This window comes from Pseudomonas sp. GM55, assembly GCF_000282395.1.
Taxonomy (GTDB): Bacteria; Pseudomonadota; Gammaproteobacteria; order Pseudomonadales; family Pseudomonadaceae; genus Aquipseudomonas; species Aquipseudomonas fluorescens_CC.
In genome coordinates, this window is the sequence record NZ_AKJJ01000101.1 from 17376 (window position 1) to 32422 (window position 15047).

Annotated in this window: 13 protein-coding genes; all 13 read right to left on the reverse strand. The window is 57.6% G+C overall.

Going from position 1 to position 15047, the window contains the following annotated elements; all coding sequences use genetic code 11:
* Positions 1–92: 92 nt before the first annotated feature.
* On the reverse strand, positions 93–1568 hold the full coding sequence (locus PMI31_RS23280; protein ID WP_008021341.1) for a sigma-54 dependent transcriptional regulator: 1476 nt from the start codon (positions 1566–1568) through the stop codon (positions 93–95).
* Positions 1569–1740: 172 nt separating this feature from the next.
* Positions 1741–2037, reverse strand: coding sequence for a flagellar protein FliT (gene fliT / locus PMI31_RS23285; RefSeq protein ID WP_008021342.1), 297 nt, complete (start codon positions 2035–2037; stop codon positions 1741–1743).
* Between the two features lie 24 nt (positions 2038–2061).
* On the reverse strand, positions 2062–2451 hold the full coding sequence (gene fliS / locus PMI31_RS23290) for a flagellar export chaperone FliS (protein ID WP_008021344.1): 390 nt from the start codon (positions 2449–2451) through the stop codon (positions 2062–2064).
* 153 nt (positions 2452–2604) lie between these two features.
* Entirely contained in the window at positions 2605–3993 is a 1389-nt protein-coding gene (gene fliD / locus PMI31_RS23295; protein ID WP_008021346.1) for a flagellar filament capping protein FliD, read from the reverse strand.
* An 81-nt stretch (positions 3994–4074) separates the two neighbouring features.
* Positions 4075–4422, reverse strand: a complete 348-nt coding sequence (locus PMI31_RS23300; RefSeq protein WP_008021348.1) for a flagellar protein FlaG — start codon at positions 4420–4422, stop codon at positions 4075–4077.
* Positions 4423–4496: 74 nt separating this feature from the next.
* Complete coding sequence (locus PMI31_RS23305; protein ID WP_008021350.1) at positions 4497–5942, reverse strand: flagellin N-terminal helical domain-containing protein; 1446 nt, start codon at positions 5940–5942, stop codon at positions 4497–4499.
* A gap of 250 nt (positions 5943–6192) precedes the next feature.
* Positions 6193–7122, reverse strand: a complete 930-nt coding sequence (locus PMI31_RS23310) for a ketoacyl-ACP synthase III (RefSeq protein WP_008021351.1) — start codon at positions 7120–7122, stop codon at positions 6193–6195.
* Positions 7123–7432: 310 nt separating this feature from the next.
* On the reverse strand, positions 7433–9016 hold the full coding sequence (locus tag PMI31_RS23315; protein ID WP_008021352.1) for a flagellar hook-associated protein 3: 1584 nt from the start codon (positions 9014–9016) through the stop codon (positions 7433–7435).
* Positions 9017–9029: 13 nt separating this feature from the next.
* Positions 9030–11042, reverse strand: coding sequence for a flagellar hook-associated protein FlgK (gene flgK, locus PMI31_RS23320; RefSeq protein ID WP_008021354.1), 2013 nt, complete (start codon positions 11040–11042; stop codon positions 9030–9032).
* A 23-nt stretch (positions 11043–11065) separates the two neighbouring features.
* Positions 11066–12352: a flagellar assembly peptidoglycan hydrolase FlgJ gene (gene flgJ / locus PMI31_RS23325; protein WP_008021356.1), complete on the reverse strand. Its 1287-nt coding sequence runs from the start codon at positions 12350–12352 to the stop codon at positions 11066–11068.
* Positions 12353–12363: 11 nt separating this feature from the next.
* Complete coding sequence (locus PMI31_RS23330; protein ID WP_008021358.1) at positions 12364–13473, reverse strand: flagellar basal body P-ring protein FlgI; 1110 nt, start codon at positions 13471–13473, stop codon at positions 12364–12366.
* Positions 13474–13491: 18 nt separating this feature from the next.
* Complete coding sequence (gene flgH, locus PMI31_RS23335; RefSeq protein ID WP_008021359.1) at positions 13492–14187, reverse strand: flagellar basal body L-ring protein FlgH; 696 nt, start codon at positions 14185–14187, stop codon at positions 13492–13494.
* A 52-nt stretch (positions 14188–14239) separates the two neighbouring features.
* Positions 14240–15025, reverse strand: coding sequence for a flagellar basal-body rod protein FlgG (gene flgG, locus PMI31_RS23340; protein WP_007975316.1), 786 nt, complete (start codon positions 15023–15025; stop codon positions 14240–14242).
* Between the last annotated feature and the right edge of the window lie 22 nt (positions 15026–15047).

The following is a 15047-nucleotide window of genomic DNA, read 5'->3' on the forward strand; positions in this document are numbered from 1 at the left end:
TGACCGTCAGTGAAACGGAACGTTGCGAGGGACGTAGCAATACCCGTGCCTAAAAAAAACTTCTTGTAAATGAATGGGTTGAAAAACAGGCGTCAATCCTCCGCCTGCTCGTCTCCATCACGACGGCTCATGCCGTACTTGCGCATCTTTTCCACCAGCGTGGTACGACGAATACGCAGCCGCTCGGCCGCGCGCGCCACAATGCCATTGGCATCATCCAGCGCCTGCTGAATCAACCCTTGCTCCAGACCACCGAGGTAGTCCTTCAGGTCCAGACCCTCGGGAGGCAACATGGCGTTGGCGGTGAAGTCCGGCGTATGACCGTTGATGGCCACGCGCTCTTCCAGATCGCTGCGCAGGCTGTCGACCATCTGCTCGTCTTCATCGTCGACGTAGCGGAATTTCTTCGGCAACTCGGCCACGCCGATCACGCCGTATGGATGCATGATCGCCATGCGCTCCACCAGGTTGGCCAGCTCGCGGACGTTGCCCGGCCACCCATGCCGGCACAGCGACATGATCGCTGCCGAGTTGAAACGGATCGAACCGCGCTTCTCGTGCTCCATGCGCGAGATCAGCTCGTTCATCAGCAACGGAATGTCTTCGACGCGCTCGCGCAGCGGCGCCATCTCGATCGGGAACACATTCAGGCGGTAGTACAAGTCTTCGCGGAAGGTGCCGATCTCGATCATGCTTTCGAGATTCTTGTGGGTCGCCGCAATGATGCGCACGTCGACGCTCTGGGTCTTGTTGCTGCCCACGCGCTCGAAGGTGCGCTCCTGCAACACGCGCAGCAGCTTGACCTGCATCGGCAGCGGCATGTCGCCGATTTCATCGAGGAACAGGGTGCCGCCATTGGCCAGTTCGAATCGACCGGCGCGGCTGGTGATCGCCCCGGTGAAGGCGCCCTTCTCATGACCGAACAATTCGCTTTCCAGCAACTCGGCCGGGATCGCCCCGCAGTTGACCGGCACGAACGGCGCTTCGCGGCGCTTGGAATGGTAATGCAGGTTGCGTGCAACCACTTCCTTGCCGGTGCCGGACTCACCGAGGATCAGCACGCTGGCATCGGTATCGGCGACTTGCTGCATCATCTGACGAACGTGTTGAATCGCCCGGCTGGTGCCGACAAGACTGCGGAAAAGATTGGGTTCGCGATGCCGACCGCGCTCGCGGGCCTCGTCGTACATCTCGCGATAGACCTGGGCACGATGCAGCGAATCGAGCAACTTGCTGTAGCTGGGCGGCATTTCGAGGGTCGAAAGCACTCGACGACGCTGGTCTTCCGGCAGGTCAATGGAAGAATTTTCGCCCATCAGCAAAACCGGAAGGAACTCATCCCAGGTCGAGAGTGTCTTAAGCAAGCCCAGAAGTGCACCAGGAGCATTGACCGTCCCGATGAGGACACAGATTACTTCACGACTAGACGACAAAGAGCCGACAGCCTGCTGCCAGTCATGGCTACCGCAGGGTAAATTTTCTTCACCGAGAAAATTCAAGATCACCGCCAGGTCGCGGCGGCGGACGCTATCGTCATCAATCAGCAGAATTTTGGTTTCACGCCACATGCAATAGCAACTTCCCTAGTCAACTCAATGCCCAAAATACTGGGGCAAGCTAAACGCTTGCAGGCAGGATATGCCTGAAGACGACTGAAATCTGGAACCAGCCACTAGTTAAGTCAAAAAACCGTGCACAGTCAAATTTATGGCGCACTATGTTCGGATTAACTGGCGTCAATTAACCAAACAGATGGTAAACCTTTGACGCCTTTTGTGCTTGGGTGATCTGCGACATTTCATCGACTATCGCCTGGCGCTCCCCCATGGTCGCGGTCAGCAGCTCTTTGTAGACCGCCAACAACCCTTCAAGATTGCTGCGCACCGCCTCTTCGTCGATCGGCGCTTCACTGAGCACCTCGTCGACGCATTCACGACAGGTCGAATCCAGCTCGCCAATCGCATCCCAGTTACGCGCTGCCAGGGCATCGATCAGGGCTTCGCGGGTTTCTTCAATTCGCCGCAGTGCTTGACTCATGACGTCATCCTCAGGCTTTGGGGCCTATTGATTGGTAATGGCATCCCAGCCGCTTTTCAGGGTTTCGAGCAGACCCGATACTTCGTCGATGATCGCGATGTCGTTACTTTGATTGGCCTCCATCAAACGGCTCGTCATGTAGGCATACAAGCTGTCGAGTTGCTGGATAGCTGCGGGATCCTCGGTTTTCTCCGGATTCAGGCCGTCACGCAACCCAATGATGATGTCCGAGGCTTTGCCAAGCATCAAACCCTTGAGTGCGATATCGCCACGCTCCAGGGCACCCTTGGCTTGAGCCATGCGATCGAGCCCCCCCTCCATCAGCATTTGGACGAGGCGATGGGGGCTGGCTTCAGAGATCTGAGCATGGGAATTGACCTTCTGATATTGGCGAAGGGCTCTCATGGGGTTCATGTTTCTACCTCGTGACAGACTACAACTGAAAAAGGGCTGCTTTGATCTTTATGTCGACTGCGCGACACAGAACTTTAACGTAGACCTGCAACCAATGAAAAAACCCAGGCACTGCCGAAACAGCCTGCCTGGGTTCTTTATGCTTGATCCGAATCAGCTATCTTTCGGATTATTCAGCGCATTGAGCGTGGTCATGATGCTGTCGCTTTGCGCCCGCAGCTTAGCTACCAGGGAGTCCATGGCGGTGTACTTGGACGTAAGACTGGTAGTTAGCAACGTCATACGCTCATCCAGCGTTGCCTGTTGCTTCGCCAGATCGGTCAGGGTGTCGCTCAGGGTTTTTGAACGCTCCGCCAGCGTACCGGTGCTCGACTTGGCATAGTCGTCGGTGACTTTGGTCATACGCTTGAGCAATCCGTTGTCACCACTAAAGATACTGTTGATGTCAGCCGCATTGGTGGCTACCGCTTTGTCCCATTTTTTGTCATCCATGGTCAGCAGACCAGTAGTCGAGTCAGTGGAAACACCAAACTGCGCCAATGATTTAAACGTGCCACTGCCGGACATCGAGTTCAATTCGTTTCGTATCGAACTCATGAGAGTTCGCATCGAAGCATCGCCGGTCAAAGCGCCCGCGGTGGGTGTGCCATCCGCGCCGATGGTGACCTTGGTCTCCGCACTGATCGCTTTCACGAGAGCATTGTAGGTGTCGATAAAGCCCTTGACCCCGGACTTGATCACAGGGCTATTGGTACTGACGGCAATGGTGGTTGGCGTGTAATCGCCGGTGGTGGCGTCCTTGGGTGAGACTGACAGCAGCTTGATACTCACGCCACTGACCGCTTCACTGATCGTATTCGACTTGGACTCCAAGGCGATGGATCCGTCGATGGTGTATTTCGCGTTCTTCGGTGCTTCGACAACGGTCGCACCGACATCGATACCGGAATTGCCCGAGAGCGTCAGATCAGAACCAACGCCCATGGTTGTGGAGGTCAACACTAAACGCGAGCCCGTGGAGTCAGTCAGGATGTTGGCACTCAAACCCGATGTGGAAAATTGGGAATTGATCGAATCACGCACCTGTTGCAACGTTGCCCCGGCAGGTACGCTCAGATCATAATTCTTGCCCGACTGAGAAATTGTCAGGGTGGTAGGGGAAGAGCCGCTATTGACTACCGAAGACGCGCCACCGGCAAAGGTCTTGGTCTGCAGTTTGGAAGCACTGGCTAACTGAGTGACAACCAGCGAGAAGCTGCCATTGGAAGCCCCGTTGCCCGCAGTCATGGTTGCGACCTTTTCATTCGAGGACGAGCCAGTCAGGCCGGTGAAGCTACTATCGGTACTCATCGAAGTCAGGGCGCCACGAAAAGCATCCAGCGCCGCCTGGATCTTGCCGATCGACGACAACGTGGTGGTTGCTTTCAACGACTGAGTGTTGATCTGCGTTTGCTTCGGCACTCGCTCGGCGTCAACCAGAGACTTCACAATCGCCTGAGTATCGATGTTCGAACCGATACCACTAACCGTTGAACCCGCCATCGTCTTACTCCTTATCCAGTGGCCGCCGCCTTCTTGGCGATGTGAGCCTCAAACGCAGACAGCAACAAAATTCATGCCAGCTCAGACTTTGTCGTCAAACAACAAGCTGCTGACTTGGCTCAGGCTTTGCGCCAGTTTCAATGCAGTTTCCGAAGGGATCTGACGGATCACATCACCGCTCTCGGTGGCGATGACCTTGACCACAACCCGGCCGGTGGAATCGTCAATGGAAAAGTCCAGTTTGCGCTGGCTTGCTTGTACAAACCCGCGAATATCGGTGACAGCCTGCTCCAGCTCTTCACGCTTGGGCTCAGTAGCCGATTTGGCCACCGCTTCAACGCTTGCCTGTCTCACCGGATCAACCGGCGCAGGCGTGCTCTGCGACGCAACCGCTGGGTAAGACTGGTTTAACTTGACACTCATATCCATGTCCAATCTCCTCATCACGGAAAAGACAAAAGGGCACGTAAACGCGCCCCTCCGTCAATTACCAAACGCTGAAATTACTGAAGCAGTTTCAGTACAGCGGAAGGCAGTTGGTTAGCTTGCGACAGGATGGCAGTCGAAGCCGATTGCAGAGTTTGTTGCTTGGTCAGCTCTGCAGTTTCAGCTGCGAAGTCCACGTCCTGGATGGTGCTGCGAGCAGCAGTGGAGTTCTTCTGAATGTTCTGCAGGTTGTCGGCAGTGGTGGTCAGACGGTTTTGGGTGGCACCCAGACCCGAACGAACACCGTCGATGGTGCCGATAGCCTTATCGATAACAGCCAAAGCGTTTTGTGCGTTGGTTGCATCGGTAACGTCAGTGTTGGAAATGGTGGTTTTTGTGGCCGAGAACGAAGTACCTGCACCAGCACCAAACAACTCACCAGCATCAGCTATCGCGCCAGAAACGGAGAAGCCTTTAGCGGAGTTGAGATTGATTTGACCAGTAACAGTAGTACCTGCAGCGATCAAACCAACTGGAGCACCCGAATAGTTGCCCGAACCGTCCTTCACATCAACTTTGATTGCCGCTTGCGTTGCCGCGTTAGCTGCGCCGAATACCAGGTTTTCACCGGTATCGGACTTCACTTCCAGCGTATTGTTACCTTGGTCGTAGTTGACACTGATGCCCAGTTTGGCGGAGTTGGATTTCAGCTGATCGGCCAGGCTGGCGGTATCGGTTACACCCACAAAGCTAACGGCGGAGCCGCCGCCTACTGCCAGGGTAAAGTCAGCGGGGGCTGTAGCTGCTGCAGCAGTAACGCTAAATTTAACTTCAGTGCTGGCAGTAGCTGTCAAACCACCAATGAGGCCATTCAAACCACTTGCAATGTCTTTGGCCTGTGCGCCGGCAGCGTATGCAAAGGTTTTCGACTGGCCGTTACCAACAAGAGACAGAGTACCGCCGGTCAGACCATTTGCATCAGGAACAATTTTGCCGGATTTGAGCTGTTGCGAACCAATCTGGTTAGCAGCAACGTTTTCCAGGCTAACGTTGATGGTTTCGTTGGCGTTAGCGCCTACCTGGATAGCCTTGGTACCGAACGAACCGTCCAGCAGTTTCTGGCCACCGAAAGTAGTGGTTTGCGAAATACGGGTCAGTTCCGAAGTCAGAGCCTGGTATTCGTCGTTGTTCGACTTACGGTCGTCCGCGCTCAGGGAGCCGGTAGCCGAGGACAGAGCCAGGGTACGCATTTTTTGCAGGATGTCGGTCGAAGCCTGCATTGCACCTTCAGCAGTTTGAGCGATGGAGATACCGTCGTTCACGTTCTTGACTGCTTGGCCCAGGCCGTTGATCTGGCTGGTCAGGCGGTTGGCAATTTGCAGGCCGGCAGCGTCGTCTTTGGCGCTGTTGATACGCAGGCCGGAGGACAGGCGCTGCATGGAAGTTTGCAGGGCGCTGCCAGCCTTGTTCAGGTTGCCCTGGGTAGAAACAGATGCAATGTTGGTGTTTACGGATAAAGCCATGACGAAATCCTCGTTGGATGGATACTGCGGCTTCCGGCCCTGGCAACCGCCTGGTATGGCCTAGAGAACCTACGTAATAGTTATCGTCGTGGTACCGGTTTGCTTGAGGGTTTTTTTCGAATTTTTTAGTGGCAGGGTGCCAGCCCTTTATTTTCAAGGGTTTAGAGCCAGAAAATCGGCGCCAGAAAAATGCAAAACGCCCGGAAATCTGAATTTCCGGGCGTTTTTTTTGCTATTACAAACGTGCGAATCAGCCGCGATAAAGAATAGCCGAGCCCCACGAAAGGCCTACGCCAAAGCCGCTGATGGCCACGCGCGTCCACTTCGAATCGAACACATGCTTCTCCAGCAGCAGCGGGATGCTCGACGACACTGTGTTACCGGTTTCCAGCATGTCCTTGACGAACTTCTCTGGCTCGCCTTCTTCGAAGCGACGTGCCACGGCATCGACGATGGCTGCGCTGCCCTGGTGAATGCAGAAGGCGTCAATGTCGCTGGCCTGCAGATGCGATTCATCCAGCAGTTCATGCAAATGCGCCGGGACTTTGAGCAAGGCAAAGTTGAAGACCTGGCGACCGTTCATGAAGAACACACCGTCGGTGACCTTCAGGTGCGGTGCGCCGGAACCGTCAGTGCCGAACTTCGACTTGCCCAGTTGCCAGATCGGGTTTTCGCCCATCCAGGTCGCGGTCGCGGCATCGCCGAACAGCATGGTGGTGTTGCGGTCTTCCGGGTCGACGATCTTCGAATAAGGATCGGCAGTGATCAGCAGGCCATTTTTCAGCCCTGCCGCTTCCATGAAGCCTTTGATCGCATAGATGCCGTAGACGTAACCGGAACAGCCCAGGGAAATATCGAAAGCAGCGACATGAGTCGGCAGGCCTAGCTTGTCCTGCACGATTGCGGCAGTGTGCGGCAACCCTTCTTCATCACCGTTCTGGGTGACGACGATCAGGCAGTCAATGGATTCACGCTTGAGTTCTGGACTGGCAGCGAACAGCGCATTGGCAGCTTCGACACACAAATCGGAAGTTTCCTGATCGGCATCCATGCGCGGCAAAAACGCAGAACCGATTTTGCCAAGAATAAAGGTTTCGTCCTTGTCGAACTTTGCACCCTGGGCGTAGTTATCAATCCCGGCTGCCGGCACGTAACTCGCTATATTTTTTATGCCAATCATTATGGCTTCCCAATAATAAACAGCTGAACATCGCCGCTCGCTGAATCGAGGGCGTCTACAGTCGGGGCCTGGCCCCAGAAGAGCAACGTCGGGATTCAAGCAGATACCTTGAACAACCCGCCACCTTCACCGCCCGCAGACAGGATACAGTGAAGATGCGCGTTTTGACTGACGGGTCACTCAGAGAGAGGCGCTTTATTTGATTTTGTGGTCGGGATCGCGCCCTGCCCCGCCTTGTTTAATACAAAAAAAAGGCAAAAAAAAGCCAGCTCCCCAAGAAGGGAACTGGCCGCGAGCGGTCAAGACCGACTCAAAGCTTGTTGAACAGGCTCAACTGGGAAACCTTGGCGAAGGCCAGTTGTGCGGCCTGCAGCATGGTCTGTTGCAGGGTCAGGCGTGTCAGCACTTCAGCCGGATCGGCCTCTCTGATAGAGGACTGCGTAGAGGTATTGATCAGGTCTGTGCTCTGAATCGAATCACGCTGCATATCCATTACATTGCCCCGGGCGCCGATGGCACCACGTGCCAGGTCAACCTGGTTTTTGGCATTGCTCAGGTTGGCAATGGAAGAAGCGATCACGTTACCCAAATTGCGCTGCGCTGCCGGGTTACCCGCAGTCGGCGTTTCAAGCGCCTGACGCAACTGGCTGATCGTGTCGAGTACGTTCTGGGTCTGGTGGGTATTGACCGAGATATCGAACTGATCGCCCGCTGCCGGAGTAGGCGGTGTGCCGCCGAGCGTAAAGCTAACACCGGCCGCCGTCGCCACACCGGCCGTCACGGTTCCGGTGGTGACCGGCGTGCTGGTACTGGTCAACGGACGAGCGTAAAGCTCAAAGGTGCCGGGGCCAGTGAACTTCAGGACTGCGCCACCTTCCGGGAAAAAACTCTTGTAATCGGCAGCGTTGGTCACCGAGGTCTGGCTAATGACCGCTGGTGAAGTGTTGCTCGCCGCCCGGGTACTGGTGAAACTATCGGGCTTTGCGGCCAACTGAAAACTATGTCCGGCAATGACCGCATCCGCATTGGCAGGGGTATCACTCGCCTGGAACGTGATATCCAGAGCAAAGGTCACACCACGGAAACTGATGTCGGAGCCGTCCTTGTTATTAGGATCGAATTTCCCCGCTCCAGAAGCCTCCGCAGTCACGTCATTGCCCAAGGCGTCCGTGATCACATACTGAGTGCTGCTGGTGAAGGACAAGGTGTAAGGCTGGCCATTGCGGAAACTCGCATCAAAGGCCGGGCCGGAACTCACCAAGCCTTGAGACACGGCCACACGCCCGTCGTCTACCGTTGGCGCTGTCATGGTGGTCGAGCTACGAGAAGCATTGATCGCCTGTTGAAAAACATCCCAACCGGTATCGTTAAGCCCCAACGACATCGATTCGCCGATCTTCAACTCCAGCTGAGTCTGGTCGCCCTGATAGCTGTAGGTACCATCGCTGTTTTTCACGAAAGGCTGGGTGCTGTTGCTGGCACCGGAGAAGATGTACTTACCGTTGGCGTCCTTGCTATTCATCAAGCTGAGCAACTGCTCTTCAGCCTGGGCAACTTCCGCGCCAATGGATTTGCGGTCATCGTCGTTCAACGAACCGCCACCGGCACGTACCGCCAACTCGCTGACCTTTTGCAGCACGTTGTTGATGCTGTCCAGCACGCTTTCTTCTTGCGCTTGAGCCGTGTTCAAGGCGTTGATGTTGGTGGTGTACTGACCCAACATGGCTTTTTGCTGCTCAAGTTGCAGAAGGCGGGCCGCACCGACCGGATCATCCGCCGCTGTCTCAAGCTTGACGCCGCTGCTGGCCTGCTCGGCGGTCTTCATCACGTTATTGAGGTTGCGAGAGTAGTTGGCAGCCGTCGTCGCGTAATACTGTGCTGTAGAAATGCGCATGTTCTACGGCTCCTTAAAGGGCGTTGATCAGAGTGCTGAAAATTTCCTGCGCAGTCTTGATGATCTGCGAAGACGCCGTGTAGTACTGCTGAAACTTGGTCAGGTTACCGGCCTCTTCATCGAGATCGACCCCCGACAGCGAGTCACGGGCGTTTCGTGCCCCGGTCAGGATGGTGTCAGTGGCCGTGCCGTCCAGTTGAGCCTGCTTGGTCTGGGAGCCGACGCTCGACACCAGGCCACCATAAGCCTCGGTAAAACTCACACCCGGGCTAGTGGCAGTGGCACCCACCGTTGCCTTGGTTTGCAGACCGAGCAAGGCCGAAGCGTTGCGGTTGTCGGTGCTGCCGGCCGCGGTCATGGAAATGTTGAAACTGTCGCCCGAAGCCGGGCTACCGCTGACGGTCATCCCCACACTGAAGGTTTTGGCATTGCCGCCGGCATCGGTGTAAGGCACTGCAATGTTCAGGTCGTTGTCCTGGCCCGGCACGATGTTGCCGGTACCGATGCTGTTGCCCTTGGCATCGAACACTTCATAGGCCGTGGCGCTGGTCATGAGCATGCGAACCGGCATCGAGGCCTTGACCGCCGTCTGCACTTCCAGACGCTGGACCGGATCGTAGATATCCAGGGCAGTGTTCAGTTTCGGCTGACTGACAGCACCGGTGCCGTCATTGCCCGAGGCCTTGGAAGAGGTCAGCGGAGCAGCCGTGGCCAGGGTTTTGGCGTCGGTCATGACCGTGGTCATGTCCGCGGCGGAACTGCGCGTCGGGGTAATCTTGAAGCTGTCGCCGGCGGTTACCGAGCCTGCGTTCAGGCTCAGGCTGAAGCCATCGATGACCGGATCAGCAGCAGGAGGTGTAGCGAAAGCGAAGTTGCCCATGTCGGTGTTATCCGACAAGCGACGCACGTTGTAGCCCGTGGCCGTGACGGTCACCTGATAGTCACTGGCCTGTAGCTTGCTGGTGTCCTTGATGGTGACGTTCAGGTTGCCGGAGGCCGGGCTGTTGTTCGCATTGGCGATACTGCGCTGACTGATGGCCGCCGCGCTGTTGATGTTGTTGAACAGCGCCGCGCCGAAATTACCGTTCTGGTCCAGGCCCTGCCCCAGCTGCTTGTTGACCTGATCCGCCACAACCATGGCGATGCGACCCAGGCCATTGACCGCCGGCGTCAGCACTTCAGAGCGATAGCGCAACAATCCACCCATCTGGCCGCCGCTCATCACGCTCGTGATGTCGATCGACGAACTGCCACGGTCCATGATGATCGAGGAGCGGGTCGGGTCGGTCGGTTCGGCCGCCACGCGCAATTTATTGACCGTGTCGCCGACAACCAATGGTTGGCCGCTACCCAGATAGATATCCAGCCGACCTTCGGTTTCGGTGACCTGAGTGCCGACCAGTTCGTTGAGCTGGCGAATGGTTTCATTGCGCTGGTCCAGCAGTTCGTTGGGCGCGCCACTCGAACTGCTGACTTCACTGATTCTCTTGTTGTATGCCGCGACAGTCGACGCCAGCTTGTTGACCTGTTCGGCCATCGAACCCAACTGATCATTGATGTAGGTGTTCTGCTGCGTCAACTGCTGGGACATGGCGTTGAAGCGGCTGCTCAAGCCCTGGGCATTGGTCAACAGCGCCTGGCGTGCAGCGTTGTCGTTGGAGCTGGCGGAGAGCGTCTGCAACGACGAGAAGAACGACTGCAGTGTTTTGGTGATGCCGGTGCCACTGTCGGACAGCAGTTTGTCCACCTGAGTGGCCTGTCCCAGATAAGCCTGCGCGTCACCGTTGAGCGAAGTGGTGGTCTGCAACTGCGCATCGAGGTAGCTGCTGTACACCCGACGCACATCGGCCAGCGTCGTGCCGGTGCCGATGAACACATTGCCGTACTGAATAGAGCCTTTGCTGCCCTGTACAGTTTGTTGGCGCGAGTACCCGACGGTATCGACGTTGGAAATGTTATTACCGGTAGTCACCAACGAAGCGTGGCTAGCGGACAGCCCCGACATCCCGATATTGAGCAAACTCATGGTTCAGACCTTATACCTTGTGCCTATAAAGGCGTGGTGGAAACGCCCGCCGCAGCGTAGTTCTGGTAACTCGTCATCTGCTTGGCTATCTGCGAAATCTTGCTTGCGTAGTCCGGGTCGGTTGCGTAACCGGCCTTCTGCAACTCGCGTACAAACTGTTCTGGGTTATCGGCCGACTTCACGACATCTTGATAGCGATTATTGGTCTGCAGCAAAGTCACAAGGTCATGGAAACTGTCCTTGTAGGAGTCGTAGGAACGGAACTCGGCCGTCTCCTTGACCATCTGCCCGTTTCTGAATTCGCTGGTGATCGCCCGCGCTGAATTGCCCTGCCAGCTGTTGCCGGCCTTGATGCCGAACAGGTTGTGGCTGCTGCTGCCGTCCTGAGCACGCATGACCGACTTGCCCCAGCCGGTTTCCAGGGCCGCCTGGGCCACCAGGTAACGTGGATCGACACCAATGCGGGCCGCCGCTTCCTTGGCCATCGGCAGCATGGTGTTGACGAACTGGTCGGCGGAACTGAAGGCTTTCTTCGCCGGCGCCAGAGGAATCTGCGCCATGGCGCGACCGTAGATCTGCATGCTGCCGGCGGAGGATTGTTGCGCGTTCGCCAGCCAGTCGCCGTTGTACAGCGGTCCTGAGCCGGCAGTCGATGTGCGCTCTGGCAATGGCGTTTTGTTGACCGTCGCAGCTGTGGCCGTCGCCGAAGGCACCAGCCCCGCCAGCAGACGATCCGCCAGCTTCGGCGGCAATGCCAGGCGTCGCTGATTGATCAGCGCCATGTCATTGCGGTGCGCACCCTCACCCGCCTCTTGCGGCGAATGGACTGAACGCGAAGCCCACAATGGACGCTGACCATTGACGCGCGACAGCGGGCCATTGAGCGCAGCCGTACCGGCCGCTACCGGCGTTTGCACGGCGGCTTTGGCGGCCTCCTGCTTGGCGAGCGACGCAGCAGCTGCCTCACCCGGCGCCAAGGGTTTGTTCTTCGACATCTGGCGCATCAGCACGTCCGCCAGGCCGATACCGCCACCCTCGCGGGACATGGAAACGGCCAGTTGCTGGTCGTACATTTCCTGGTACTGCTTGGCCGCCGGGGTGTTCATCGGGTTGTCCTGACCCAGCGCCTCAGTGGCCGAGCGCATCGACTTGAGCATTTCCCCGAGGAACAGCGACTCGAACTCCTGCGCCACCTTGCGCAGGTTGCCGTCACTGTTCTTGTCGCCGACCTTGAGCTGATTCAGGCGGTTCAGGTCCGAATAGGAGCCCGAATCGCTGCTGCTGACCAGACCGCTCTTGCGCATATCCACGATGGCCGTCCTCAGATCACGATCAGGTCGGCTTGCAGGGCGCCGGCCTGCTTCAGCGCTTCAAGAATGGCCATCAAGTCACCCGGTGCCGCGCCGACCTGATTCACCGCCCGCACGATCTCGTCGAGGGTGGTGCCAGGGCCGAACTTGAACATCGGCTTGGCTTCCTGCTGGGCATTGACCTTCGAACGCGGCACCACTGCCGTCGTGCCATTGGACAGTGGACCTGGCTGGCTGACGATCGGGTCTTCGGTGATGGTCACGGTCAGGCTGCCGTGGGTCACGGCGGCCGGAGAAACCTTGACGTTCTGACCGATCACGATGGTGCCGGTACGGGAGTTGATGATGACTTTCGCCACCGCCTGGCCCGGATCGATCTCAAGGTTCTCCAGGATCGACAGGTAGTCGACCCGCTGGCTCGGATCGAGCGGCGCGGTGACGCGAATCGAGCCGCCGTCGATGGCCTGGGCCACGCCAGGGCCGAGCATGTCGTTGATCTTGTCGACGATGCGCTTGGCGGTGGTGAAGTCGGAGCGGTTGAGGTTCAGCGTCAGGCTGTTGCCCTGGTTGAAACCGCTCGGCACCGCGCGCTCCACCGACGCACCACCGGGGATGCGACCGGCCGACGGAACGTTGACGGTAATCTTCGAGCCGTCGCGACCTTCCGCATCGAAACCACCGACCACCAGGTTGCCTTGGGCCACCGCATAGACGTTGCCGTCGATACCTTTGAGTGGCGTCAGCAGCAAGGTGCCGCCGCGCAGACTCTTGGAGTTACCGATGGACGAAACGGTGATGTCGACCTGCTGACCCGGCTTGGCGAACGCCGGCAGATCGGCACTGATCGACACCGCTGCGACGTTCTTCAACTGCACGTTGCCCGAACCCGGCGGCACCTTGATGCCGAACTGCGAGAGCATGTTGTTGAAGGTCTGCAGGGTGAACGGGGTTTGCGTCGTCTGGTCACCGGTGCCGTTAAGCCCGACCACCAGGCCGTAACCGATCAACTGGTTGGAACGCACGCCGGAAATGCTGGCGATATCCTTCAGGCGCTCGGCTTGAGCGTTGAAGGCCGCGGACAATAAAACGGCGGCCATAATGAGGTGCTTTAAATTCAACATGCTCAACTGGAAAGCCACCTAGAAAGGGAACAGCGGGCTGAGGAAGAAACGGTCGAACCAGCCTGGCTGACTCGCATCGGCAAACGAACCGGTGCCCGAGTAGGTGATGCGCGCATCGGCGACCCGGGTCGACGACACGGTGTTGTCGGTAGAGATGTCATCGGCGCGAACCAGGCCGGCAATCCGTACCAGCTCGTCACCGGTGTTGAGGGTCATCCACTTCTCGCCGCGCACCGCGATGATGCCGTTGGGCAACACATCGGCGACGGTCACGGTGATCGAGCCGGTCAGGGTATTGCCTTGCGCCGCCTTGCTGTCGCCCTTGGTCGCACGGTCACCTTCATAGCTGGCATCCAGACTCAGGTCACCACTGCCAAACGGATTGTTGGTGTTGGGGGTGGAGCCGAACAGCGAGGTCAGGCCGATGCTGGCCTTGCTGTTCTTGCCAATTTGCGAGTTGGCGTTTTTGCTGGCCTGGGTCTTTTCGTTCAGGGTGATGGTGATGATGTCACCGACCCGGAACGCCTTGCGGTCGCTGTAGAGGTTCTGTTCGAAACCGGCCTGATAGATCGAGCCGTTGTTTGCCGCCGCCGGCAACGGCGTGCGCGGCAACACCGGAGCGTAGTAAGGGTCATTGGGCTTGGGCGTCGCAGGCACGCAACCTGCGAGCGCGGCGATCCCACTCAGTGCCAGAACAGATACATAGCGATTCATGACCCTACCTCACGGTGTAGCAGGCAGCCTCATGGCCGCCCCATAGACTTGATTACAGATTCTGCGTTACGAACGAGAGCATCTGGTCGGCGGTGGAAATCACCTTGGAGTTCATCTCGTAGGCGCGCTGGGTGGTGATCATGTTGACCATCTCCTCAACGGTGCTGACGTTGGACGTTTCCAGTGTGTTCTGCAGCGTGGTGCCGAAACCGTTCAGGCCCGGTGTGCCGACTTGCGGCGCGCCACTGGCAGCGGTTTCCAGGAACAGGTTGTTGCCCACTGCCTGCAGGCCGGCCGGGTTGATGAAGTCGGCGGTTTGCAGGTTGCCGATCACCTGGGCAGCCGGGTTGCCGGCAACGGTGATGGAAACGGTGCCGTCGCGGCCGACTGTGAAGGTCTGCGCGTCGTTCGGAATGACAATGGCCGGCTCCAGGGCAAAGCCGCTGGCGTTGACGATCTGGCCGTTGGAATCCAGGTGGAACGTACCGTCACGGGTATAGGAGGTGGTGCCGTCCGGTTGCAGGATCTGGAAGAAACCGCGACCGTCGATGGCCATGTCCAGTGGCTGCTCGGTGGTTTGCAGGCTGCCGGCGGTGAAGTTTTTCTGGGTGCCGACGATGCGCACACCGGTACCCAGTTGCAGGCCCGACGGCAGTTCGCTGTCCTGGGTCGACTGGGCGCCTGGTTGACGCTTGATCTGGTAGAGCAAGTCCTGGAACTCGGCGCGGTCACGTTTGAAACCCGTGGTCGACACGTTCGCCAGGTTGTTGGAAATGGTGGTCAGGTTGGTGTCCTGGGCGGACAGACCTGTTTTGGCAACCCATAGAGCCGGAAGCATTCGATTCTCCTCGTGCGCCTGT